We start from the raw sequence: 23,761 nt of genomic DNA on the forward strand, positions 1-23,761 counted from the left end.
TACGCTGATCCGCGAATCGAGGCAGGCGGAGCCTGCCCGATGACGCCTCGATACTCCATCGCCCAGAGGCTCCGCGCAAAATCCACCCGGAGCCACTTTGTCAATCCAATCCGGATCGCCAAACCGAGCGACCTGGCCAACCTCCCCCACCGGCCCGCAACCCACCACAGCCCCCGCCACCGTGGGAGCATCGTCAGATGGGGAGCTTCTGGTCGCTCGACGGCCTGCGGCTGGCCGGGTCGATAACCTCGCCGCCGTCGGGCGAGCCGCGCAAGGCGGTCGTGCTGGCCCACAGCGAGGGCCTGGACCAAAACGAGAACGGGCTGTTTCCGCTGATCGCCGACGCCCTGGCAGCCGAGGGTGTGGCGTCGCTGCGCTTCGACCACCGGGGCCACGGCAAGAGCGAGGGGTCACAGGAGGACCGGACCCTCACCGAGCATCTGAACGATCTTCGAGCCGCCGTCGAGCACGTCCGGGCCGAGACCGGCGCGCGCCGAGTGTCCCTGGTCGGCAACCGGTTCAGCGGCGGCTTGGCCGCCTTCTACGCCGCACGCAGACCAACGGAGTTGGACCGTCTCGTGCTGCTCACGCCGCAGCTGAACTTCAAGGGCGACTACATCGACCAGAACCCGAACTGGAAAGCCGGCCGGCTGGCCACCCCCCGCCTGGCCGAGGTGGGCTATCTGGAGCACGGTCCCGGCGTGCGACACGGGCGGGCGTTCCTGAACGAGGCGTTCTGGGTGCGGCCCAGCTTCGTGTTCGGCGAGATCCTGCCGCCGACGCTGATCGTGCACGGGACGAAGGACGACCACGTGCCGGTGGAGTCCTCGCGGGCCGCCGTCCGCCGGCTCAAGGCCGACGACGTGCTGGTCGAGGTGGACGGCGTCGGCGAGCAGAACGCGGAGTTCGTGGCCGAGCGGGTCGTCGAGTGGATCACGTTCAGCGAGTGAACGAGACCAGCGAGCGAGGCAGCAAGCCCGGTCGGGCGTGCCGGCCACGGCGGGTCCGCAGCGCGATGTTGTTGATCACCTGGACGGTGGCGGCCACGGTCTGCCGGCGGCTCAGGCCTTCGGGTCGGGGCCGGACCAGGCCGCACAGCGCCGCCCCGGCCGCCGCCAGCAGGTACACCACCGAGGCCACGGTGATGAGCACCGCGATGGCGACCACCGTCAGCAGGAAAAAGACGATCATGAATGGCAGCAGGACAGGGTTGAGCGAGCGGTCGCGGCGGTAGTGGACGGAGTCTGCGTGCGGGTCGGCACCCAGCTTCATGATTGCTCCCGATGTGGCGAATTCAATTCGGATCTTGCGTGGAGCAAACTGTGGGTAGTTTACCCGAAAACCATCCACGTCTCACCCGGTTGCGTTCCGTGTTCGGTCATGCCACCACTATCGACCTAGGAACACCCACCGCAACGGGTTCGCCCGAGATCTCCCCCCACCGTCCACACCGGAATATTGATCATTCAACCGTCATCACCCCAGCTCACAACCACTCAACCGACCATCACACCGCCGCCAACGTCACCCGGTTGGCGTAGTCAATATTGATGACGTCCCGCCAACGACCACCGACAGATCCGCTGCACCATGATCACTATTCACCCGGCGCCGACCCGGCCGGGTGGCGCGCCCCGGAGCCAGGAGAGCGCAGCCAAGATCGGCAGCCGCTATCACGAAAAGAGACCCCTGCTCACGGTTTCCGCGAGCAGGGGTCAGAAGTCCAGGTGAAGATCAGTCGAGATTCAGCTGTAATCCCCGGTCCAGACCGGATCCCGTTTCTCGGCAAACGCCCGAGGACCTTCAAGGGCGTCGCTGCTACGACGACGGCGCTCTTCCCACAAATAGCTGGCGGTGAAGGCCTCCTCCAACGGCAGGTCAAGAGACCGGAGCGCAGCCTCCTTGATCGCACGGACGGACAGCGGCGCGGCCCGCACGAGGCTGTCGGTCCAGGAGGCCACACAGCCGTCCAACTCGTCCACGGGCACCACTTCATTGACCAGGCCGTAGCGCAGCGCGGTGGTCGCGTCCATGCGACGGCCGGTGAGCAGGTAGCCCATGGCCACCTTCTGCGGCAGCTGCCGGGGCAGCCGGAAAACACCACCGGCCCCGGCGATCAGGCCGAGCTGAACCTCGGGCAGACCGAACACCGCGTCCTCAGAAGCGATCACGATGTCGCAGGCGAGCACCAACTCGAAGCCGCCGCCCAGAGCATAACCGCGCACCCGGGCGACAACCGGCTTGGACAGCGTGAACCGATCAGTCAGACGAGGATGCCCGGTCTGACCACGGCTGCCGAACGTCGTGGCCTGGTTGAGCTGCGCCCGTTCCTTCAAGTCCTGCCCGACGGAGAAGGCCCGGCCACCGGCGCCGCTCAGGACCACGACCCTGACGTCGTCGTCCTCCTCGACGTCATCCCAGATCTCGGCGAGTTCGGCGTGCATCCGCCGATCCATCGCGTTGAGCACCTCGGGACGGTTCATCGTCACGTAGGCGATGTGGTCCTTCTTCTCATACTGCACGCTCATGCCGATCCCGCCGCGAACCGGCCGACCTTGCCGATCACGTCCTCGCCGTAGATGCGCAGGGCCTGCTGCAGGGCGAACTCGGCCATGTAGCGGCGGAACTCGTCGAGCGGCTCGTCGGCCAGGTTCACCATGCGCCGGTTGGCCAGCACGGCGTCGCCGTCGAGACGGGCCAGCCCGGCCTCGATCGCCGCGTCCATCTCCTCGGGCGCAACGACCTCGTCGGCGATCAGCCGCCCGTCCGGCTCGTCGGCCCGGATCTGGCGGCCGCCGAGGATCACCTGCCGGGCCACGCGGGGCCCGGTGAAGCGGGTGAGCCGGAAGTTCGACGCCCCGGGAACGATGCCCTCCTTGGCCGCGGGCAGGCTGAAATAGGAGTCGGACGCCGCCAGCACGTGGTCGAAGACCAGCAGGAGCTGGGTTCCGCCGCCGATGGCGAACGTGTCGACGGCCGCCATCCAGGGCTTGTCGACGAACTTCGTGTGCCACGAGCCGCCCGTGAACACACCGCGAACAATCTTGTGGATATAGCCGAGTTCCCGCCGCAACAGGAAGTCGACCAGCGGAATGCCGCCCGAGCTCAGCTTCTTGAGGTTGATGCCCGCGCAGAACACCCGCCTACCCTGATACCGAGGATGGCTCATCTCGCCGCCGCGCAGCAGCCCGACGCGCACGGACGGGTCGAGCAGCGCCAGGTCGACGGCGGTCTCCATGTCGTCGACCTGTTGGGCGTCCTCGGCGTTCAGGCAGTCGTCCCGGCACAGGGTCAGGTGTGCGACGCCGTCACGGCGCTCCAGCCGGACCGCTTCCATGTGCACGACACCGGATTCGACGAACTCGGGGAGCAGGTCGAGCGCCCTGGGGGTGGGCCGGAGCATGGCGTCGAGCAGGTGTGGACCGGCCTTCGGGGCATGCAGGATCCCGCGCAGGAAGATGCCCTGGTCGATCTCCCGCCCTTCCTTCTCCGCCTGCGGCCGCGCGCGTTCGGCTGCCATCTGCTCGTCGGTGGGCACCAGGCCGGGAAAGGCCTGGGCGGCAGCCCTGACGAGCTCGTCGATGCGCAGATGCAGAGTCCGGCCCACGGTGAGCTCGTCGTAGATCTCCTCCGCATGCGCCGCAACGTATTCCGTACGCAGCGCGCGGATCTGGTCCTGCGCCGAGGATGCCGCCGCACGCTGCGCCGGGGTCCGGTCGGGCAGAGCCGGCAGCGATGCGAGCAGGTCGTCGACTCGGTTGGCGGCCGCCGCCAGGGCCGCTCGGTCGAGCAGCCCTGGCGACAGAATGGCCGAATCCGCTGTCACGACACGGTTTCCTGCCGCAGGGCCCGGTCGACCGCGGCCAGGTGGGCGCCGAGCGCGTCCTCGAAGGTGGTCGAGCCGGCTTCGAAGATCAGCTGCCGGCGGATCGCCATTTCCTTGCCGGCCACGGCACTGGCTCCCGCAGCCAGGTCGGCCAGCGCCGCCGCCGGATCCTCGGACACCTCGTCGACCAGGTTGAGGGCGAGCGCGCGGTCGGCCTCGATCGGGGCGCCGAGCAGCACCGCCCGTCGGATGGCGGCCGCGCCGGCCTGCTTGGTCAGCCGGTAGACGGTCATCCCGGGCCAGGTAGCCCCGCCGACCCACGAGAGCAGCAACCGGGTTCCCGGTGCGACGATCCGGACATCGGCGGCCAGCAGCAGGTCCAGGGCCGCGCCGGCGCAGTCGCCCGACGCCACGGCGACCGTGACCCGGCCGAGCCGTTCGAACCGCCGCACCGCCCGCTCCCACTTGGAGACCAGGCCGACCGTCAGCTCGTTCGACCAGTCGGCGGCCGGGACGCCGGTGACGTGGATGGTGACCGGGCCGGGTTCGCGCTGGTCCTCGGCGCGGTCGCAGAGGCCGTTCAGTTCCTCGACCGACGCGGCCGACAGGGGCCGGGCGCCGTCGACACGCAGCACGAGTTCGTCGTTCATTTCCGCAAGCCTCACCACTGGATCAGCGCCATTTCGATCGAGGAACCGGGCCCCATGGTCATGAGGACGCCGTAGTCTCCGGGCCGGGCGACGCCCTCTTCGGCGAGCCGCTCGTAGGAGAAGAGGAAGGAGCCGCTGGACAGGTTCCCGTAGTCCCGCAGCACACCGGTGGTGTGGCGGACGTCGTGCCGGCTCAGGCCGAGGTTGACGACCACGGCGTCGACGACCTTCTTGCCGCCGGAGTGCACCACCCAGTGGCCGATGTCGCCGCGCCGCAGGCCGGTGCCGGACAGCAGCCGGTCGAGGATGATCTCGGCGTGCGCCCCGACCACGTAGGGAATCTGCGGGTCGAGGAAAAAACTGAACCGGTCCTGGTCGCGGTCCCAGTCGTAGCGCATCGCCTCGATCGCGTCGGTGATGATGTAGCTGGCGAACTTCAGCACCCGCGGGCCGGGCACGCGTCCGTCGCCGGAAACCACGGCCAGCGCGGCGGATCCGTCGCCGAACAGGCTGTTGACCACGGCGGTCCGCATGGTGCCGTCCAGGGCGTAGGCGGCCGAACACGCCTCGCTGCACAGGACGACGCCGAGCTCGCCGGGGTGCGCCGCGGACCAGCCGGAGACCATGTTGAGCGCGTTCAGGCCGGCGTTGCAGCCCATGCCGACGATGTCGGAGCGGCTGCAGTGCGGGTCAATGCCCAGCTCACGGATGATCAGCGCGCTCAGGCCGGGGGTCAGGAAGCCGGTGGAAGTGACGCAGCACAGGTGGCGCAGGTCGGACAGGGTCGCGCCGGCCGACTTCAGGCAGGCTTCCAGCGCCCGGCAACCCATGTCGACGGCGGTCTTCTTGTGCTTGTCCAGGAGATCGCCCTGCGGCTCCGCCGCCCGTCCCCCGTCGGGGCCCTCCGGCGGAAGCGTGAGGAAACGGCGGTCGATGGCGCTGTTCAGGAAGACCGACCGGATCCTGGGGTCCTCAATGTCGAGGATGTCGAGCAGTTCGGACTGCGAGTACGACGTGTCGGACACCGCGGTGCCCACGCCGGCGAATCTGGTGATCTCGGTCAGCCCGGCAAGGACGGAGAGCTCCTCGGCCGGTGCGACGATGGCAGTCATCGGTACATCCACCCCCATGTCCTGAGCTTGCTTCGGAGCAGCTTCTTGACCTGCGGCAAGGCCATCGTTCTGTCCTTTCTGGTCAGTTGGGGACCGGGACGCCGGTCAGCCGCCGCTCGATCTCCCGGCTGGTGGCGTAGTCGGGCAGCAGGCCCCGCCGCCGTGCCTCGGCCAGCGTGGGGGCCACCTGGTCCCGGTCGGACAGGATCGGCTCCACGTCGAGGCCGATGGGCAGGCCCAGCGCGGGATCCACCGGCGACAGGGCCATTTCGTCCTGTGCCACATAGCGTCCGGAGATCATGTACGCCATCACGGTGTCGTCCTCCAGCGCCACGAAGGTGTGGCCGACGCCGACCGGGAAGTACATCGCCCGGTGGTCCTGCTGGTCCATCAGGACCGAGTCCCACTGGCCGAACGTGGGCGAGCCGACCCGGATGTCGACCACGATGTCCAGGGCCTTGCCACGGGCGCAGTAGACGTACTTCGCGACGCCCGGCGGGGTCATCGTGTAGTGCACGCCCCGCACCACGCCGCGCCTGGAGACGCTGTGATTCGTCTGCGCCACCGGGAAGAGCGGGCTGCCGTGGGCCTCGATGAACGCCTCCTCCTGGTACGGCGAGAGGAACTTGCCCCGGTCGTCGGGGAAGGCACGAGGGGTGAACTCGATCGCGCCCTCGACCGCCAGTTTGCGTGCTTGCACAGCTGCTCCAGTGGGTTCAGAGGGTGGACAGCACTTCGCGGACCGCGTGAATGACCTTGTCCTGGAGGTCCGGGGAGAGCGCGGGGTACATCGGCAGCGAGAAGATCTCGGTAGCCAGCTTCTCGGTGACCGGCAGCGACCCGGTCTGGTAGCCGAGGTGGGCGAACCCGGTCATGGTGTGCACCGGCCACGGGTAGCTGATGTTCAGGTGGATGTCGTACGCCTTGAGGCGCTCCAGGATCTCGTCGCGCTGGGGGTGGCGCACCACGTACACGTAGTACACGTGCTCGTTGCCGGGCACAGTTTTCGGCAGCTTCAGCTCGGTGTCGCCGAGGCCGTCGACGTAACGCTGGGCGACGGCCTGGCGCCCGGCGATGTAGGCGTCGAGCCGCTTCAGCTTGCGCCGCAGGATTTCCGCCTGCACCTCGTCCAGCCGGCTGTTGTGGGCCGGCGTCTCCACCGTGTAGTAGGTCTTCTCCATGCCGTAGTACCGCAGCCGCCGCAGCCGCGCGGCCACCGACTCATCGGACGTGATGGTCGCGCCGCCGTCGCCGTACGCGCCGAGCACCTTGGTGGGGTAGAAGGAGAACGCGGCCGCGTCGCCGGTGGATCCGGCGATCGTGCCGTGCTGCCGCGCCCCGTGCGCCTGAGCGCAATCCTCCAGAATGGACAGTCCGTGCTTGGCCGCGAGTTCCTTCAGCGGAGCCAGGTTCACGCACTGCCCGTACAGGTGCACCGGCAGCAGGCACTTGGTGCGCTCGGTGATCGCCGCCTCGACCTGACTGGTGTCCATCAGGAAGTCGTCCTCGCGGACGTCGACGAACACCGGGGTGGCGCGGGCGGCGTCGATGGCGACCACGGTCGGGGCGGCGGTGTTCGACACCGTGATCACCTCGTCGCCCGGTCCGACACCCAACGCCTGAAGGCCGAGCTCGATCGCGTTGGTGCCGTTGTCGACGCCGACGCAGTGGTCGACCCCGTGGTAGGCGGCGAACTCGGACTCGAAGCCGGCCAGGCTCCTGCCGAGCACGAGCTGCCCCGATTCGAAGACCGTCTCGACCGCGTCCAGCAGGTCGGCCTTCTCGGTCTGGTACTCGGCCAGGTAGTCCCACACCCGCGTGGTCATGCGTGTGCCCCTTCGTGAACTGATGCCGTCAGTGCGGCGACGGTGCGGCGCACGCCTTCGGACAGCGAGACCTCCGGGCGCCAGCCGGTGATCGTCCGGAACCGCGTGGAATCGAGGGTGACGCTGCGCAAATCCGTCTCGGGCGCGTGCGACGGCGGGGCCACGCAAACGACATCCACCGGGCCGCGGCCGGTGTGCTCGGCGGTTTCCTTGGCCACGATCCGGAAGACGTCACCGAGCTGGTCGCCACGGCCGGCACCGAGCAGCCAGTGGCCGCCCACCAACGGATCAGGATTGGCCAGGGCCGCCGCGAACGCCGCCGCGATGTCGTCGATGTGGACCAGGTCGCGGCGCACGGTGCCGTCGCCCCAGATGGTGAGGTCCTGGCCTGCCAGCGCCCGCCGCGCCATGGCCGACACGACACCACGGTCGTGGTTCGCGCCCGGCGCCTTGGTCTCGCCGAACACCGTGGGCAGGCGCAGGCTGATGCCGCGCACCTGGCCGTTGGCCGTGGCCTTCTTGAGGATCTGCTCCGACGTCAGCTTCTGCCGGTCGTAGGGAGTGGCCGGGTCGTCGGGCTCGGTCCCGTCGAGCGGTTCCCTTGGTGGCACACCGACTTGCGAGGCAGCGGCGCCGTAGACCACCAGCGGGGGCTCACCACGACCGCTGCCGAGGATCTCGACGAGGTTCCGCATCACGCCGACATTCACGTGTTCGGCTTCCTCCGAGTCGGCCACCCGCCAGCCGCCGTCGGACATGAGCAGGTGGATGACCACGTCCGAGTCCGCGACCGCCTCGGCGAGCGCGGCGCTGTCGGTGAGGTCGGTGGAGACGACGGTCGTCTCGGCTCGGCCGGGCACCGGCGTGCCTGGCCGGCGCGCCACCGCGCGCAGCCGAATCGGCTGCTGCGCAAGGGCGCGGGTGACTGCCGAGCCGATGAAGCCGGACGCCCCGAGGACGGTGATCAGCTTCATGTCATGCACCTCCTTGGGGCTGGGCCGCCGCGGCGTTGACGCAGGCGAGCAGCGTGCGGGCTTCGACGTTGACGTAGTGCCCGTGCCGGGTGAGCGCGGTGAGCTGGCCCGGGGTGACCCAGGCGTAGCCGGGCGGCGGATCGATCGTGTCGTCCGCGTCGATCACGAGATAGCGGGCCCGGACGTTGAGGAAGCGGCCGCCCTCTTCGGAATGGATTGCCTCGTAGCGGATCCGCGACTTCGGCGCGTCCAGGACGGCGTCGAGAAATGGCGGTCGGCTCTCCGCCGGCAGGTGCGCGTAGTTCTGGGGCGTGCACTGGACGGTCGGCGCAAGCTCGACGGTGTCGAGAAAACCGCCGTCAGCGCGGGCATGCGCCAGAACATGGGGCACGCCATCGATCTCGCGCATGAGGAACGCGGCGACGCCCGTGCCGACCGATTCGAGCAGCGGCTGGGTCCAGCTGACCTTCTCGCGGTTGCTGCCCTTCACGGCGACCGCGCGGACCTTGAAGTAGCGGCCGTCCTCGTGCTCGATCGTCTCGACGCCCTGCTTCCAGCCGCACACGTCGGTGAGCGGAATGCGGCGGGCCCGCACGTCGTGGCGCGAGCGCTCGTTGGTGAACCAGGACAGGAGCTGGATGTCGGAGAACAGCGCCCCGGCAGCCGTGTCGTGGAACGGCAGGCACGACAACACGCTGCGGGCGTTCATGTTGATCGTCTCGTCGGCGTGCATCAGCTCCGCGATCTGGCCGAGCGTGAGCCAGCAGAAGTCGTCCCACACCGGCACGTCGTCGACGGTCTCGACGATCATGTTGCGGTTGGTCTTGCGAAAGAACCACGAGCCCTGCTCGGCCTGGAGCACGTCGGCGATGACCCGCTCCGGGTCCGGCGGCGCGAAGTACTCCAACAGCTTGACGTCGGTGCCGCCGTGGGCCTTGGTGTAGTTGCTGCGGGTGGCCTGCACGGTCGGCGAGAGCTGCACCAGGTTGGGGTTGCCCGGCTCCATCTTGGCCTGCATCAGGAAGTGCAGGACGCCGTCGAACTCCTTGCACAGGATGCCGAGGATGCCCACCTCGGGCTGCTTGATGACCGGCTGCTGCCACTCGCGGTAGGGGCCGTCGCCGTGCGGGCCGTCGTGCTCGATCACGTGCAGGCCCTCGATGGCGAAGAACCGCCCGCTGCGGTGCACGAGATTGCCGGTGACGGCCTCGAAGCCCCACTGGTCCAGGTCCGCGAACGGGATGTGCTCGACGTGGAAGACGTTGGCCTCACGGCGTTCCACGATCCAGGCCCGGACGTCCTCGGTCCGCATGTGCACGCCGTCGGTGGTCGCGGCCGACAGCGCGATGCGGTCCGCGTGGTCGGTGTCGTGCCGGGGACGCACCGCGATGGGTGGAACAAGGCAAGGCAGCATCACAGGACTCTCCTTGTTGAACCGTCGCACGGTGATCGGGACGTGGTCGGCGGGCGGGCACTTCCCGGGCGCTGCCACCGGGCCGATGATCTTCCTCGTCGTACTGGCCAAGATAGTCTCGGTCCGCGCGCCGATCCACGGCGTGGATTGGTCATTTCCCAGCGGCTGCGGGAAAAGCTCGGCCGTGGATCAGCGGAGAACCGAGGCGTCGGCCCTCGTGCCCAGCCGACGGGCCGCGGCCACCGAGGCGCAGCCGGCCAGGCCCAGCGCGTCCCGGAACTCGGCGGCGAGCAGGTCGAGCGCCTGGCGTGCGCCCTGTTCGCCGTCGGCGGCCAGCCCCCACATCACGGCCCGTCCGACCAGCACGGCCGAGGCGCCGAGAGCGACCGCCTTGAGGATGTCCCCGCCGCTGCGGATTCCGCCGTCCAGCAGCACTTCGCAGCCGCCGGCGACCGCGGCGGCGATCTCGCCCAGCATCTCGATACCCGGCACGGCGCCGTCCAACTGACGACCTCCGTGGTTGGACACCACGATTCCGCCGACACCGGCGTCGACGGCCCGGCGGGCGTCCTCGACGGCGAGAATTCCCTTGAGCACCACCGGCAGATCGGTGTGTGCGCGGACCGCCTCCACGGATTCCCAGGTGGCGGCGGCGAATTCGCGGGCCGTGTGGTCAGCCACGGCCGAAACCCCTTGGGTACGGCGGTGTGCCGCCGCACCGGCGTCGAAGTTGGCCGCGGTCACCCACTCCGGCAACGCGAAGCCGTTGCGCATGTCCCGCAGCCGCCGCCCCATCCACGGCACGTCGACGGTGAACACGATCGCCGCACAGCCGGCGTCCTCCGCGCGGCGCACCAGCTCCAGCGATCGCTTCTCGTCGCGCAGCCAGTACAACTGGAACCACGGATGGCCGCCGACGGCCGCGATCTCTTCCAGGGCAACGCTGCTGAGAGTGCAGATGGTGTACGGCACGCCGGCGTCCCGGGCCGCGCGGGCCGCCGCGAGCTCGGCCTCGGGATGGAACAGCCGCTGGTAGGCGACCGGCGCGACCGCCATCGGCAGCGCGGCGCGCCGGCCCAGCAGCTCGACCTCGGTGGTGCCGCCGGTCAGGTCGCGCAGCATCCGGGGAATCACGAAGATCCGCTCCAGCGCCGTGCGGTTGGCCGCCAGCGACGCCTCGGCGCCGCTGCCCCCGGCGAGAAAGTCCCATATCTCGCCGGGGAGAACGGCCCGGGCGGCCTGTTCGAGGTCGGCCAGACAGAGGTGGGTCATCGCCGGACGGCGCCGATGTCGCTCTGCCCGGTGCGCTCCAGCTCCACGGCCTCGTACAGGGCCTTGATGTTGGCGCTGCCGAAGGTGCCCGCGCCCTGCCGCTCGATGACCTCGAAGAAGATCGTGTGCCGCGGGTGGGTGGAGGCGGTGAAGATCTGGAACAGCTGGCCGCCGTGGTCCTCGTCGGCCAGCACGTTGGTGCTGCGCAGGTCGTCGAGAGTGTGCGTGGCCAACGTGATCCGCTCGCCGAGCAGGTCGTAGTAGGCGCCCGGGGTCTTCAGGAAGTCCACCCCACGCTGGGAAAGCGCCCGCACCGCGCGCACCGCGTCGGCGCTGTTGAAGGCAATGTGCTGCACGCCCGCGCCGTGGTGCTCCTTGAGGAAGTCGTCGATCTGGCCCGGGTCGGCGGTGGTGTCCGGCTCGATCAGGGTGAGCGTGACCGAGCCCGACGCGCTCTGCACGACGGTGGAGTTCATCGCCTGCGCGCCGACGAGGATGTGCTCCTCGAAGATCTGCCGGAAGCCGAGGGTCCGCTCGTAGTGCTCCACCGTGGGGCCGAGGTCGCCGGCGGTCAGGCAGACCGCGAAGTGGTCGATCCCGAGCAGGTTCACGTCGGTGCCGCCGTGGCTGACCACGTCCGGCTCGGCCGAGTCGTCGCGCTGGATCAGGGTGTGCACGACGTCGCCGAACCCGACGATGGTGGCCGTGACGGCCCCGGTCTCCGGGTTGCGCGCCGGCTCGCGGACCGCCTCGGCCCCGGCCTTCACCGCGGCCTCGAAAGCGGCGGCCACGTCGCTTGTGCGTAATGCGATATCGGCCACGCCGTCACCGTGGGACTGGATGTAGGCGGCGGCCGGATGACGGTCCGACGTCGGTTCGGTGAGAACCAGCACGATCGGCCCCTGGCGCAGTGTCACGCTCCGGTGGTCGGCCGAGCGGTCGGTGCCGGCGGCGACAAAGGCGTACTTGTCCATCCAGTTGGACGCGGCCGCCTCGAGGTTTTCGACATACATTTCGACATAGTCGATCTCGAAATCCTGGACAGCAGATGTGGGAGTCAAGATATTCCTCCGTGAAATAGCCTCAGTGCTCATTCACAGGATGTCTCCAGGCCAGTTTCACATCAATGGCGTCAGATTGACACCGCACGGACCTGGACATCCCTTGGACAGGGTGTCAGCGCCCGGTGAACCGCACCGGGAGCTCCCGGTACCCCTGCACGACGATCGCCCGCAGCCAGGTCGGATCGGCCACCAGCTCGACCCGCGACACCCGCTCGGCCAACACCTTCAACACCATCGACAGCTCGATCCGCGCCAGCGCCGACCCGAGGCAGTGGTGCAGCCCGTGGCCGAAGGTGATGTGCCGGTTGGGCTTGCGCCCGGGACGGAACGCGTCGGGGTCGTCGAACTCGGCGGGATCCCGGTTCGCGGCGGGCAGCCACGCGACCACCGGAGTGCCGGCCGGCAGGTCGCGGCCGTTGACCGTGACGTCGGCGGTCGACACCCGGAGCACGTGCATCGCGGGCGAGGTCCAGCGCAGCACCTCGTCCACGACGGTGTCGACGTCCAGGCTCCCGTCCCGCAGCTCGGCCAGCAGGCCGGGCGTCGTGGCGAGCGCGTGCACCGCGCCGGTGATCGCGTGCCGGGTGGTCTCGTTGCCGCCGATCAGCACGTTGTCGCAGTTGAGCACCACGTCGTCGGTCGTGAGGCCGTCATCGGCCACCAAAGTGCTGACGAGGTCGTCGCCGGGCTGCTTGCGGCGCGCGGTGATCAGCTCGTCGAAGTAGACCAGGATCTCGGTGTGCGCCTGGCGCGGCGTCATCCCGTCGAACAGCTCGTCCTCGCCGCCGAACGCGTGGTTGGTGAGGTCGATGAGCATGTCCTGGTCCTCGGCCGGCACACCCAGGATCTCGCACACGACCGCGGCCGGAATGCGTGGTCCGATGGCCGTGGCCACGTCGCACACGCCGCCGTCGAGCACGCGGTCGAGCACGCCGCTGACCTCGGTGCGGACCCGTTCCGCCAGCTTCTGCGCGGCCGCCCGGGACAGCAGCGGCCCGATCAGCCGGCGCAGCTTGCGGTGCTGCTCCTGCTCGGAGACGACCATCATGCGGCCGCCCGAGTTGTCCGGGTGGTCGCGGTCGAAGCCGATCATCATCCCGTACTCGGAGGTGAACGGCGCGGACGGCGCGAGGACCGCGGAGCAGGCCCGGTGCGAGAACACCGACCAGAAGCCGGTGGGCGAACTGCCCGGCTCGCTCCACACCATCGCGTCCGCGGCCGCGAGCTCACGCCAGCGGGCGTGCCGGTCCAGGGTCGTGTACAGGTCGGGGTCGCCGAGGTCGACGGTTTCGGTCGTCTGCATGGTCGCTCCCCCGCTCACGTCAGCGCGCCATCGAGCACCTGAGCCAGCTGGGCCACGCTCGGCGCGTCGAAGAAGGCCTGCACCCGCAGCCGGATCCGCAGGCTTTCGCGGATGCGGCTGACCAGCCGGGTCGCCAGCAGCGAATGGCCGCCGATCTCGAAGAAGCTGTCCTCGACGCCGACGCTGCTGACGCCGAGCACCTCGGCGAACAGCTCGGCCAGCAGGATCTCCATGGGCGTCTGCGGGAGCCGGCCCGAGGCTGCGCGCTCCGTCTCGGGGGCGGGCAGGGCGGCCCGGTCGACCTTCCCGTTCGGCGAGACCGGCAGGCTCGGCAGGCTGACGACCACGTCTGGCACCAGGTAGGACGGCAGCTGCTTGCGCAGCGGCGGCAGCAGCTCCTCGGTCGACACCGCGCCGACCACGTAGGCGACGAGCCGGTTCTCGTGCGCGGTCACGACCGCCTGGGCCACGCCGTCCACCGCGAGCAGCGCAGCCTCGACCTCACCCGGCTCGATCCGGTGACCGCGGACCTTCAGCTGCTCGTCGACCCGGCCGACGAAAACCAGCTGGCCGTCCGCGCCCACCCGCACCCGGTCGCCGGTGCGGTACATGCGCTCGCCCGGGGCGCCGAAGGGATTGGGCAGGAACCGCTCAGCAGTCGCGGCCGGTCGCCGCAGGTAACCACGGGCCAGGCCTGGGCCGGCGGCGTACAGCTCACCCTCCGAGACGGCCCGCAACTGGTCGTCCAACACGTAGGTTTGGACACCGCTGATGGCTCGGCCGATCGGCGGCGTGCCGTCGCCGGTCAGCGGCTCGCTCGCGGTCACCGCGACCGTGGTCTCGGTCGGGCCGTAGGCGTTGATCATCACGCGGTCCGGGGCCCAGCGCTGCGCGACCGGGGCCGGGCACGCCTCGCCGGCGACCAGCAGCGTCAGCCCGGCGGGCAGGCCGCCGGCTTCCTCCAGCGGCGCCAGCGCGGACGGCGGCAGCGTGACGTGGGTGATGCCCTGGTCCCGGACCAGCCGAGCCAGCGGCTCGCCTGGAATCAGGTCCGACGCGGGAGCCAGCACCAGGCAGCCGCCGGCGGCCCACATCGGCCAGAACTCGGCGACCGCGGCGTCGAAGCTGGGCGAGGCGAAGGCCAGCAGCCGGCTGTCCGGCCGCAGCTGCTGGCGGCGCACGTAGTCAGCGGCCAGGTTCGGGATGCCGCGGTGGGTGACGACCACGCCCTTCGGCTTGCCGGTCGAGCCCGAGGTGAAGATGACGTACGCGGGGTGGCCGGGCAGCAGCGGGCCGAGCCGGTCCCGGTCGGTCAGGTTCGGCTCGGGCGAGCCGGCCGCCAGGGCCACGCTCATGACCACCGGCGCGCCGGACACGTCCTGTCCGGGCAGGCAGAGCAGGCAGTGCGCGGACGCGCTGTCCAGCATGTGCCGCCGGCGTTCCTCCGGATAGTCCGGGTCGACGGGCACGTACGCGCCGCCGGCCTTGTGCACGGCCAGCATGGCGACGACGAACTCGATCGACCGCGGCATCGCCAGGGCGACCAGCCGCTCCGGGCCGACGCCGTGGGCCACGAGCCGGCGCGCGAGCCGGTTGGCCTCCGAGTTCAGCTCGGCGTAGGTCAGGGTGGTGGCGCCCATCGCCACCGCCGGCTGGTCCGGCGCCGCGGCCGCGGTCGCCTCGAACAGCGCGGGCGTGGTCAGGGCCTCCGGGACGGCGTGGTCCAGTGGCACGATCGTGCCGGTCATTCGCTCTCCTCCAGTCCGGCCTCGGCGCGCAGGAACCGGATCAGCTCGCGGTTCACCGCGTCCGGGTCTTCCAGGTAGCCGAAATGCCCGCAGCCGGGGATCACGTGGTGCGTGGCGCCGGGGATCACGGCGGCCAGCTCCCGTCCGGCGGCCGGCGGGGCCACGAGGTCGTGCTCGAACGAGACGACGTGGCAGGGCACCTTGATCTCGCGGTAGGCCTCGCGGCGGTCGGGCAGCGCGCTCAGCAGCAGCTGCGCCCGGACACCCGGGCCCCAGTTCTCCGACGCCGCGAACAGGTCGAGCCAGTCGCCGGCGAGGTCGTCGTCGGCCAGCGTCGCTGGTCCAAGGTTGTGCATGGCACGAACGGCGGCGCGGTAGGCCGGCGGCAGCTCGACGCCCCGGTCGATCAGCTCCGCCTCGCCCTCGGCGAGCATCTGCTGGACCAGGCTGCTGCGACCACAGGCCGCCATCAGAACCACCGCGTCCAGCAGCTCCGGGCGGGCCAGCGCCAGCTCCTGCGCGATGTACGAGCCCATCGACGTGCCGACCACGCGGCACGGCGCCACATCCAGGTGCTCGATCAGGTCGGCCACGTCCGCGACGAGGTCGTCGACGGTGAACCCGTCCGCGTCGTCCCGGCCGGGCCGGGTGCCGCGGTTGTCCATGGTGATCACGCGGAATCCGGCGGCCCGCAGCGCCGGCACCTGGTGCAGGTCCCACACCGAGCTCGGCGCCCCGGTGCCGGTCAGCAACAACACCGGCGGACCGTCGCCGTAGTCGTGATAGGACAACCCAGTTGTCGTCAGCATGAAGGCCCTCCCCGCCCACCGCGCATCTGTAAGGGCGTGCCGACGAATTTCGACGTTCTTCGGCGGCAGTGAACGCCGTCGGCCGGCCGCCGGTGGACAGCCGGCTTCCGTTTATTGGTTCCCGTCAACGGTGCGGTCCTCCCCGAGCGCCGTCGCGAACTGGCGTCAGAGTACCTTCGGCGAAGCCGATCGTCGCCCATGTCCATTTGGCAGCGGCCAGGGCTGTCCGATCTCCTTGACACCTCTACGGCGTGTGGAAATCCTTACTTACATGGAGCCCAACGTGCTGTCCAGCAGATTAAGCATGGAAACGCTGCACGGATCGCTTTCGGATCCGGCCATCTCCTCGATGAACCTGCTCAACGAGTTGGTCGAGGAATATCCGGTGGCCATTTCCATGGCGGCCGGCCGGCCGTACGAGGAGTTCTTCGACGTCCGCCTCATCCACGAGTACATCGACGCCTACTGCGAGCACCTGCGGCGCGACCGGAAGCTGCCCGAGGCGGCGGTCACCCGCACGCTGTTCCAGTACGGCACCACGAAGGGCGTCATCGCCGATCTCATCGCCCGCAACCTGGCCGAGGACGAGAACATCGACGCCGCCCCGGAGTCGGTGGTCGTCACCGTCGGCGCGCAGGAGGCGATGTTCCTCGTGCTGCGGGCATTGCGGGCCGACGACCGGGACGTGCTGCTCGCCCCCGCCCCCACGTACGTGGGCCTGACCGGGGCGGCGCTGCTCACCGACACCCCCGTGTGGCCGGTGCGCTCCAACGAGAACGGCATCGACCCCGAAGACCTGGTGCTCCAGCTGAAACTGGCGCAGGAGCAGGGAAAGCGGGTCCGGGCTTGCTACGTGACCCCCAACTTCGCCAATCCCACCGGCACCAGCATGGATCTGGCCTCGCGCCACCGGCTGCTGGAAGTGGCCGAGCAGCACGGCATCCTGCTGCTGGAGGACAACGCGTACGGGCTGTTCGGCGAGGACCACCTGCCCTCGCTGAAGTCCCTCGACCGGTCGGCGAGCGTGGTCTACCTGGGTTCCTTCGCCAAGACCGGCATGCCCGGGGCCCGCGTCGGCTACGCCGTGGCCGACCAGCCGATGGCCGGCGGCGGCCTGCTGGCCGACCAGCTCTCCAAGCTCAAGGGCATGCTCACGGTCAACACCTCCCCCATCGCCCAGGCGGTGATCGCCGGCAAGCTGCTGCTCAACGACTTCAGCCTGACCAAGGCCAACGCCCGCGAGATCGCCATTTACCAGCGCAATCTGCACCACACGTTGGGCGAGCTGACCCGACGGCTCGGCGGCCTGCCGGGGATTTCCTGGAACACACCGACCGGCGGCTTCTTCATCACCGTCACCGTGCCCTTCACCGTCGACGACGACCTGCTGGCCACCGCCGCCCGCGAGCACGGCGTGCTGTTCACGCCGATGCACCACTTCTTCGGTGGCAAGGGCGGGTTCAACCAGCTGCGGCTGTCGATCAGCCTGCTCACCCCGGAACTGATCGAGGAGGGCGTGGCCCGGCTGGCCGCCCTCATCACCACACGTCTCTAGACAGGAAGACGGGCCACCTCAGCGGTGGCCCGTTCCGGATCACGGACAGACGCGGCAACAGCGACGTGATCAAGGCAATGATCACGTCGCTGCGGGCCACGCCGTTGCTCAGCCGCCGCCACCCGGTCCACCGGACTCCGGCGGGGGCGGCGCCATGGGAATTCGGCCTGACTCCGGTCCGGCGTTGGCGTCGAAGGAGGTGCCGGAGTAATCGGGGTCGAGCACGGAGACGGCATACGTGGCGGGCGCGGCCAGCATGGCGGCGACGCCGACCGCGAGCGCGGCCGTGACCAGGGTGCTGGAGGCATTCCTGATCACTCGCGGCAGTATCAGCGCGATGAGGGCGGCCACGCCGATCGCGAGCGTGCCCCATTTCGCCCACGGCAGGAAGTTGGGGTAGTGGGACCAAAGCCAGGCGCCCCAGGCCAGTTCGGCCACGACCGCGATCGGCAGCAGCCAGGCCGCCCGGCCCCCGCGCTGATAGGCCCGCCAGAACATCACGATGCCCACCGCGGACAGCGCGGCGATCGGCGGCGCGAGCGAGGCGACATAGGCGGTGTGCTCGACTCCGCCCACGGTGAAGACCACGCCGAAGGTCACCAGCCAGATGCCCCACATCACCAGACCACCACGCACCTGGTCGGTGCGCTCGCTCCGGCGCCACCACCAGAGCCCGAACACCAGGGCCAGCAACGTGAGCGGAAACAGCCAGCCGACCGCGACGCCGAGACTGCCGTCGAACAGCTTCCCCCACCCCCGCGGGTTCTCCCGGCTCGTCGCCTTCGTCGGGTCCTGGTCCGGATTCCCCCTGACGTCGGGGCGGAGGTCGAGCTGCGGCCGGGCCGGCGCGTTCGGGCCGTCACTCCCGCCGTCGCTGCTGCTGAACTCCCTGGCGCCGGGCAGGGTGATGCCCAAGCGCCCGAGACCGTTGTAGCCGAACACCATGGCAACGGCGCTGTTGTTCGTGCTGCCGTCGACGTAGGGACGATCGGCGGCCGGGGTGACGGTGTAGAGCGCGACCCACGCCACCGACACCGCCAACATCACCACCCCGGCGATGCCGAGGTGCCTCAGCCGGCCACGCAGGTCGATGGGGGCGGTCAGCAGGTAGCCGACCAGCAGGGCGGGCAGGATCAGCCAGGCCTGCACCATCTTGGTCTGAAAGCCCAGCCCGACCCAGACACCGGCCCACACCAGCGACCGCAACCGTCCCTCCAGGACAGCCCGCTGGTACGAGTCGACGGCGAGCACCAGACACACGACCAGCGCGCCGTCCTCCATGCTGTGCCCGAACATCGACGCGGCCACCGGCGTGAGGGTGAAAATGCCGGCGGCGAGCAGGCCGGGCACCACACCCACCCACCGCCGCACGACCCGGTACATCACCAGCACCGAGACCACGCCCTCGATCACCTGCGGCAACGCCAGGGACCAGGCGCTGTAGCCGAAGACCTTGACCGAGATGGCCTGCGGCACAAAGGAACCGGCCAGCTTGTCGAGCGTGTAGGTCGCCTGCGGGTCGACCGCGCCGTAGAAGAAAGCCTTCCAGCTCTCGGACATGCTCCTGGCGGCGTCCCGGTACAGCGGCGCGGTGTCGACCAGCGGCAGGTTCCAGGCGTAGAGCACCGCCGCCACGAGCGCGATGCCCAGCAGCGCCGGCCGGGCCCAGCGCGGCTGGCCGGCCGGCGAGCGCCAGAACACCCAGCGGTTGGCTCTGTCTTCGGACACCGGGTCCTGGGGCGGTGACGGCAGATAGGTGAGTGCTGCGGACACTCCGGCACCTCCGGGCAGGTACGACGGTCGATTGGGGAGGTCAGGTCTTCTTGGCAATACCTTGGCTACAGTCGGCTACCGAAAGTACGGGTAGTCCTCCACCCAGTGGAATCCGCGGCTACGCAAGACGAAGCTGTTCAGGTCCACGCGTTCCAGGGTGATCGCGACCGGGCGGCCGTTCAGTTCGCCCCGTAGTGACAGCCGGTCCGGGGCGGGTTGCTCGGCATGCAGCGTCGCGAATGGTGGTTGACTCCCGGCGTTACCGCCAGCCCCTTCCGTCATGCCGGTCATCGTGGCGAGTTCCAGCTGTCCGTCGGGTTGGAAGTCGGCGAGCGCCGGCACCAGTTCACCGTTCATCCGTTGGTAGGTCGCTTCACCCGGGGCGTCGAAAACAAGCCGTTGCCAACGGTTCACGTCGGTTGTCAGTGGCGGTGCCGGCCGCCCGTCGAGGGTGAAGTCCCGCACGTCCCAAATTCCGTACAGCTGCGACTTGGGGCTGTCCGGGGCGTACTGCTCCTGCCAGACCACGCCCCGCCAGTAGCCGGAGCCCACCGCGATCCAGATGCTGATGGCCACCTGAACCCACAGCGCGATGCGGATCCTGCGGCGATCGGTGAACAGCGCGGGTGACGCCAGCGGCTCGCACGGACGTTGCCGCACGAACACATCGACCAGTCGCCGGAGGTACGGCGCGAGCAGCACCAGACTGATCAGCAGCAGGTGGGCGGAGAGCAGCTTTTCCGGTATGTCATACGTCATGTCCGTCAGGAAGACCTGAGCCATGCTCGCCAGACTCACGGCGGCGCCCAGCACCGCGGTCCGGGGCACGAACAGCAGCAGTCCGGCCACGACTTCCACCGCGCCGAGAGCCATCTCATACGCGGGAGAGCTGCCGATCTGCAGCCACAGCACCGACGCCGGGCTCAGGTCGCCGTAGGGCTGCAACAGCTGGGCCAGCGTGGGGCCGGGCATCTGGGTGGGGATCAGCTTGGCGAACCCGTACGACAGCATCTGGCCGCCCAGACACACCCGCAGGAACAGCGTGAACCACGCCAGTAGGCGGGGGTGCCGGACATGACGGTCGACGGCCGTCCACACCGCGGTTGCCACCACGGCCACAACCAGGATGCAGAACACCAGCACCCAGATGGCCGCCTGGTCGCCGGCTCCGGAATCCCGGTGCAGCACCGAGTCGACCCCGAAAAACGTTCTGCCCACCCAGCCCGTGACGGGATCGGTCACGGACAGGGCCCACTCGTCGTCCTGCCCGCCTATCCAGGGGCCGAGGATGCCCAGCAACACGAACGGGATCGAGGTGAGAAGCAGGCAAAAAAGGCCGAAGTAGACGACGCAGGCTCGGAACAGGATCCGCGTCCACAGATTCCAGCCGGCCCGTGTGGTGACGGTTCCAGCGGCGGGCACATCCGTATCGATTCGCTGATCCAAATCTCCATCAGCCGCCAAGGTAGGGACCCTTCCATCAACCTGCCCGCCCGGGCTTCACCTCACGCGGAGCCTGACGCCTGCCCGGAGTTGGCGTCGTCGGGGCCTCGGCGATGTCAGGGCTTGGTGCCGGACACCAGCGCGTGCTCGTAGGGCAGCTCGACGGTGCGGATGTCGATGCAGCCCACCGACTTCAGCCAGGCCACCGCCTCGGCCTGGGGCCAGGCCATGCCGCGCCCGGTGGCCAGGATGTTGAGGTACAGCGAGAGCCGCGCGGCCAGCGGGCCGCCGGACTCGTCGTCCGCGGCGGCGAAGCCGTAGATCGAGATCTTGCCGCCCGAGGGCAGCACCTCGAACGCCTTGGACAGCAGCATCACCGACTGCTCGGCCGAGAAGGTGTCCAGGACATGGCTGAACAGGGCGTGGTCGGCGCCGGTGGGGAACTCGTCGTGCAGGATGTCGGCCCCACGCAGGGTGATTCGGTCGGTGACCTCGCCCGGCAGCCGCTGCTCGGCCAGCTCCACGATGCTCGGCAGGTCCAGCAGCGTGGCGGTGAGGCCGGGGTTGTCCTTCAGCAGAGCGGCCGAGGTGGTGCCGTCGCCGCAGCCGACGTCGAGCAACCGCTTGGTGGACTTGACGTCCAGGTGCGCCAGCAGGCCCGGCATGGTCTGCAGGGAGAACGCCGACATGGCCGAGTAGAAGATCCGGGCCAGCTCCGGGTCGTGGCCCAGGCGCTCGTACAGCGTGGGCTCGGAGCCGGCGATGGCGTCGAGGGCGTCGTTGGTGCCGGCGCCCAGCGCGGCGGTCATCCGGGCGAACGCCGGGTAGTAGATGGTCTTCCAGCTGAGCAGGATGTGCCGCCAGCTCTCCGGCCCGCTGGTGCCCAGCAGCTCGGCCGCGACCGGGTGGTTCACGTAGTCGATGCCGCGCTTCTCGACCAGGCCGGTGGTGACCAGGCCGAGCATCAGCACCCGGAGCTTGTGCGCCTCCATGCCGGTGAAGTCGCGCAGTTCCGTCGCGTCCGCGCCGCCGCGCTCGGCCAGGAAGTCGAAGATGTTCAGCTCGATGCCGGACACCACCGCGTTGAACAGCGCGGGTCCGTTGGCGATCAGCTGGAAGCGGCGGTACACCTCGGTGGAGTCGAGCGATTCCTGCATGTGCGGATTTCCTTTCCGGCCGGCGGAGTCTTCCGCGGACGAGGACGGTGACACCGGCTGACCTCAGTTGGAGCCCGACGCCGGACCGGCGTTGGCGTCGAAGGAGCTGCCGGAGTAATCGGGGTCGAGCACGGAGAAGGCGTACGTGGCCGGCGCGGCCAGCACGGCCGCCACGGCGACGGCCAGTCCGGCCGCGACCAGGTTCTTGGGGGCCTGCTTGACCAGTCGCCCCAGGACCAGCAGGACGACGGCGGCCACGCCGATCGCGAGCGTGCCCCATTTCGCCCACGACAGGAAGTACGGGAAGTGCGACCAAAGCCAAGCGGCCCAAGCTGTTTCGGCCGCGACCGCGATCGGCAGCAGCCACGCCGCCCGGCCGCCGCGCTGGTAGGCCCGCCAGAACATCACGATGCCCACCGCGGACAGGGCGGCGATCGGCGGCGCGAGCGAGGCCACGTAAGCGGTGTGCGCGACTTCGCTGACAGTGAAGATCGCGCCGAAGGTCACCAGCCAGATGCCCCACATCACCAGGCCGCCGCGCACCTGGTCGGTGCGCTCGGACCGGCGCCACCACCAGAGGCCGAACACCAGGGCCAGCAAGGTGAGGGGGAACAGCCAGGAGATCGCGACGGCGAGGTGGCCGTCGAGCAGCTTGGCCGTGCCCAGCTGATCGGCCCGGCTCTCAGTGTGCGGGTCGCCGGGCGGGGGACCCTGGAATCCGCCCTGCGGACCGCCTTGCTGACCGCCAGGGTCTTGCGGACCGCCACCGGGACCACCCTGGAGTCCACCGCCGGGGCCGCCTTGCGGGCCACCCTGTCCGCCCTGCGGACCACCGCCAGGCCCACCGCCGGGGCCGCTCTGCGAGTCGCCGACGTGGCTTCCGGGCGGGCCGAGCTGCGGGGCGCCGCCGCTGCGGCCGGTGGGGGTCGCGGCGCCGGGCAGGGTGATGCCGATGCGGCCGAGACCGTTGTAGCCGAACACCATTGCCGCGGCACTGTTGTTGGTGCTGCCGCTGACATACGGACGATCAGCGGCGGGGGTGACGGTGTAGAGCGCGACCCACGCCACCGACACCACCAGCGTCACCACCCCGGCGATGCCGAGGTGCTTCAGCCGGCCACGCAGATCGATGGGCGCGGTGAGCAGGTAGCCGATGGCCAGGGCGGGCAGGATCATCCACGCCTGCACCATCTTGGCCTGGAAGCCCAGTCCGACCCAGACACCGGACCAGACCAGCGACCGCAGCCGGCCCTCCAGCACCGCCCGCTGGTACGAGTCGGCGGCGAGCACCAGGCACATGACCAGCGCGCCGTCCTCCATGCTGTGCCCGAACATGGATGCGGCGACGGGGGTGAGGGTGAAGATGGCGGCGGCGAGCAGGCCGGGCACCACACCCGCCCAGCGGCGCACGATCCGGTACATCACCAGCACCGAGATCACGCCCTCGATCACCTGCGGCAACGCCAGGGACCACGCGTGATAGCCGAAGATCCGGGCCGAGATGGCCTGCGGCACAAAGGACCCGGCCAGTTTGTCGAGCGTGTACGTCGCCTGCGGGTCGACCGCGCCGTAGAAGAAGGCATGCCAGCTCTCGGACATGCTCTTGACAGCGTCCGAGTACAGTGGCGCGTAGTCGACCTGAGGCAGATTCCAGGCGTAGAGCACCGCCGCCACGAGCGCGATGCCCAGCAACGCCGGGCGGGCCCACGGCGGCTGGCCGGCCGGCGAGCGCCACACCGCCCATCGGGTGGATCGGCCCTCGGGCACGGGGTCCTGGGCCGGTGGCGGCAGATAGGTGAGTGTTGCGGACACTCCGGGCACCTCCGGGCGTGATA

At 69.7% G+C, this 23,761-nt stretch carries 20 protein-coding genes; 2 read left to right on the forward strand and 18 right to left on the reverse strand.

Going from position 1 to position 23,761, the window contains the following annotated elements:
* The first annotated feature begins 197 nt into the window (after positions 1-197).
* Positions 198-950: an alpha/beta hydrolase gene (locus tag JJ691_RS35100; RefSeq protein ID WP_211763849.1), complete on the forward strand. Its 753-nt coding sequence runs from the start codon at positions 198-200 to the stop codon at positions 948-950.
* Here the strand turns inward: JJ691_RS35100 and JJ691_RS35105 are convergent.
* From JJ691_RS35105 to JJ691_RS35170, 14 genes are all read right to left on the reverse strand, one after another.
* On the reverse strand, positions 940-1,272 hold the full coding sequence (locus tag JJ691_RS35105) for a hypothetical protein (protein WP_211763850.1): 333 nt from the start codon (positions 1,270-1,272) through the stop codon (positions 940-942). The two genes, JJ691_RS35100 and JJ691_RS35105, sit on opposite strands and share 11 nt — an antisense overlap.
* Before the next feature lie 473 nt (positions 1,273-1,745).
* Positions 1,746-2,528 carry an enoyl-CoA-hydratase DpgD gene (gene dpgD / locus JJ691_RS35110; protein ID WP_211763851.1) on the reverse strand — a complete coding sequence of 261 codons (783 nt, stop codon included), beginning with the start codon at positions 2,526-2,528 and terminating at the stop codon, positions 1,746-1,748.
* The gene (gene dpgC / locus JJ691_RS35115) at positions 2,525-3,826 is read right to left on the reverse strand and encodes a (3,5-dihydroxyphenyl)acetyl-CoA 1,2-dioxygenase DpgC (protein WP_211763852.1); all 1,302 of its coding nucleotides are present in this window, start codon (positions 3,824-3,826) and stop codon (positions 2,525-2,527) included. The genes dpgD and dpgC overlap by 4 nt, the downstream gene beginning before the upstream one ends.
* A complete protein-coding gene (gene dpgB, locus JJ691_RS35120; protein ID WP_249227211.1) occupies positions 3,823-4,476 on the reverse strand; it encodes an enoyl-CoA-hydratase DpgB in 654 nt (217 codons plus the stop codon). Before dpgB ends, dpgC begins: the two co-directional genes overlap by 4 nt.
* 11 nt (positions 4,477-4,487) lie before the next feature.
* Positions 4,488-5,588, reverse strand: coding sequence for a 3,5-dihydroxyphenylacetyl-CoA synthase DpgA (gene dpgA / locus JJ691_RS35125; protein ID WP_211763854.1), 1,101 nt, complete (start codon positions 5,586-5,588; stop codon positions 4,488-4,490).
* An 82-nt stretch (positions 5,589-5,670) separates the two neighbouring features.
* Positions 5,671-6,288: a dTDP-4-dehydrorhamnose 3,5-epimerase family protein gene (locus tag JJ691_RS35130; RefSeq protein WP_211763855.1), complete on the reverse strand. Its 618-nt coding sequence runs from the start codon at positions 6,286-6,288 to the stop codon at positions 5,671-5,673.
* A gap of 16 nt (positions 6,289-6,304) precedes the next feature.
* Positions 6,305-7,414, reverse strand: coding sequence for a DegT/DnrJ/EryC1/StrS family aminotransferase (locus JJ691_RS35135; protein WP_211763856.1), 1,110 nt, complete (start codon positions 7,412-7,414; stop codon positions 6,305-6,307).
* Positions 7,411-8,388 (reverse strand): NAD-dependent epimerase/dehydratase family protein, encoded by a 978-nt coding sequence (locus JJ691_RS35140; protein WP_211763857.1) that lies wholly within the window; start codon positions 8,386-8,388, stop codon positions 7,411-7,413. The genes JJ691_RS35135 and JJ691_RS35140 overlap by 4 nt, the downstream gene beginning before the upstream one ends.
* Position 8,389: 1 nt before the next feature.
* Positions 8,390-9,802 carry an NDP-hexose 2,3-dehydratase family protein gene (locus JJ691_RS35145; RefSeq protein ID WP_211763858.1) on the reverse strand — a complete coding sequence of 471 codons (1,413 nt, stop codon included), beginning with the start codon at positions 9,800-9,802 and terminating at the stop codon, positions 8,390-8,392.
* 189 nt (positions 9,803-9,991) lie between these two features.
* Positions 9,992-11,074 carry an alpha-hydroxy acid oxidase gene (locus JJ691_RS35150; protein WP_211763859.1) on the reverse strand — a complete coding sequence of 361 codons (1,083 nt, stop codon included), beginning with the start codon at positions 11,072-11,074 and terminating at the stop codon, positions 9,992-9,994.
* Positions 11,071-12,168 carry a 4-hydroxyphenylpyruvate dioxygenase gene (gene hppD, locus JJ691_RS35155; RefSeq protein WP_442912502.1) on the reverse strand — a complete coding sequence of 366 codons (1,098 nt, stop codon included), beginning with the start codon at positions 12,166-12,168 and terminating at the stop codon, positions 11,071-11,073. Before hppD ends, JJ691_RS35150 begins: the two co-directional genes overlap by 4 nt.
* Positions 12,169-12,250: 82 nt before the next feature.
* On the reverse strand, positions 12,251-13,441 hold the full coding sequence (locus JJ691_RS35160) for a cytochrome P450 (RefSeq protein WP_211763861.1): 1,191 nt from the start codon (positions 13,439-13,441) through the stop codon (positions 12,251-12,253).
* A gap of 14 nt (positions 13,442-13,455) precedes the next feature.
* Positions 13,456-15,189 (reverse strand): non-ribosomal peptide synthetase, encoded by a 1,734-nt coding sequence (locus tag JJ691_RS35165; protein ID WP_211763862.1) that lies wholly within the window; start codon positions 15,187-15,189, stop codon positions 13,456-13,458.
* Positions 15,186-15,998: an alpha/beta fold hydrolase gene (locus tag JJ691_RS35170; protein WP_211763863.1), complete on the reverse strand. Its 813-nt coding sequence runs from the start codon at positions 15,996-15,998 to the stop codon at positions 15,186-15,188. The genes JJ691_RS35165 and JJ691_RS35170 overlap by 4 nt, the downstream gene beginning before the upstream one ends.
* A gap of 271 nt (positions 15,999-16,269) precedes the next feature.
* On the opposite strand from JJ691_RS35170, the gene JJ691_RS35175 reads away from it, so the two are divergent.
* The gene (locus tag JJ691_RS35175) at positions 16,270-17,553 is read left to right on the forward strand and encodes an aminotransferase-like domain-containing protein (RefSeq protein WP_211763864.1); all 1,284 of its coding nucleotides are present in this window, start codon (positions 16,270-16,272) and stop codon (positions 17,551-17,553) included.
* Between the two features lie 108 nt (positions 17,554-17,661).
* On the opposite strand, the gene JJ691_RS35180 is transcribed toward JJ691_RS35175, so the two are convergent.
* From JJ691_RS35180 to JJ691_RS35195, 4 genes are all read right to left on the reverse strand, one after another.
* Positions 17,662-19,326 (reverse strand): ArnT family glycosyltransferase, encoded by a 1,665-nt coding sequence (locus JJ691_RS35180; RefSeq protein WP_211763865.1) that lies wholly within the window; start codon positions 19,324-19,326, stop codon positions 17,662-17,664.
* A 75-nt stretch (positions 19,327-19,401) separates the two neighbouring features.
* Positions 19,402-20,748 (reverse strand): DoxX family protein, encoded by a 1,347-nt coding sequence (locus JJ691_RS35185; protein WP_211763866.1) that lies wholly within the window; start codon positions 20,746-20,748, stop codon positions 19,402-19,404.
* Between the two features lie 137 nt (positions 20,749-20,885).
* Entirely contained in the window at positions 20,886-21,926 is a 1,041-nt protein-coding gene (locus tag JJ691_RS35190) for a methyltransferase (RefSeq protein WP_211763867.1), read from the reverse strand.
* Between the two features lie 63 nt (positions 21,927-21,989).
* Positions 21,990-23,738 (reverse strand): ArnT family glycosyltransferase, encoded by a 1,749-nt coding sequence (locus JJ691_RS35195; protein ID WP_211763868.1) that lies wholly within the window; start codon positions 23,736-23,738, stop codon positions 21,990-21,992.
* Between the last annotated feature and the right edge of the window lie 23 nt (positions 23,739-23,761).

Origin of the sequence: Kutzneria sp. CA-103260 (assembly GCF_018263855.1) — a bacterium.
GTDB lineage: Bacteria > Actinomycetota > Actinomycetes > Mycobacteriales > Pseudonocardiaceae > Kutzneria.

Coding starts and splice junctions, on each gene's coding strand:
- JJ691_RS35175 (WP_211763864.1), top strand. CDS start 16,270: ATGGAGCCCAACGTGCTGTCCAGCAGATTAAGCATGGAAACGCTGCAC.
- JJ691_RS35105 (WP_211763850.1), bottom strand. CDS start 1,272: ATGAAGCTGGGTGCCGACCCGCACGCAGACTCCGTCCACTACCGCCGC.
- dpgB (WP_249227211.1), bottom strand. CDS start 4,476: ATGAACGACGAACTCGTGCTGCGTGTCGACGGCGCCCGGCCCCTGTCG.
- JJ691_RS35150 (WP_211763859.1), bottom strand. CDS start 11,074: ATGACCCACCTCTGTCTGGCCGACCTCGAACAGGCCGCCCGGGCCGTT.
- JJ691_RS35190 (WP_211763867.1), bottom strand. CDS start 21,926: ATGCAGGAATCGCTCGACTCCACCGAGGTGTACCGCCGCTTCCAGCTG.
- JJ691_RS35145 (WP_211763858.1), bottom strand. CDS start 9,802: ATGCTGCCTTGCCTTGTTCCACCCATCGCGGTGCGTCCCCGGCACGAC.
- JJ691_RS35170 (WP_211763863.1), bottom strand. CDS start 15,998: ATGCTGACGACAACTGGGTTGTCCTATCACGACTACGGCGACGGTCCG.
- JJ691_RS35100 (WP_211763849.1), top strand. CDS start 198: ATGGGGAGCTTCTGGTCGCTCGACGGCCTGCGGCTGGCCGGGTCGATA.
- dpgD (WP_211763851.1), bottom strand. CDS start 2,528: ATGAGCGTGCAGTATGAGAAGAAGGACCACATCGCCTACGTGACGATG.
- JJ691_RS35165 (WP_211763862.1), bottom strand. CDS start 15,189: ATGACCGGCACGATCGTGCCACTGGACCACGCCGTCCCGGAGGCCCTG.
- hppD (WP_442912502.1), bottom strand. CDS start 12,168: ATGAGCACTGAGGCTATTTCACGGAGGAATATCTTGACTCCCACATCT.
- JJ691_RS35160 (WP_211763861.1), bottom strand. CDS start 13,441: ATGCAGACGACCGAAACCGTCGACCTCGGCGACCCCGACCTGTACACG.
- JJ691_RS35135 (WP_211763856.1), bottom strand. CDS start 7,414: ATGACCACGCGGGTGTGGGACTACCTGGCCGAGTACCAGACCGAGAAG.
- dpgA (WP_211763854.1), bottom strand. CDS start 5,588: ATGACTGCCATCGTCGCACCGGCCGAGGAGCTCTCCGTCCTTGCCGGG.
- JJ691_RS35140 (WP_211763857.1), bottom strand. CDS start 8,388: ATGAAGCTGATCACCGTCCTCGGGGCGTCCGGCTTCATCGGCTCGGCA.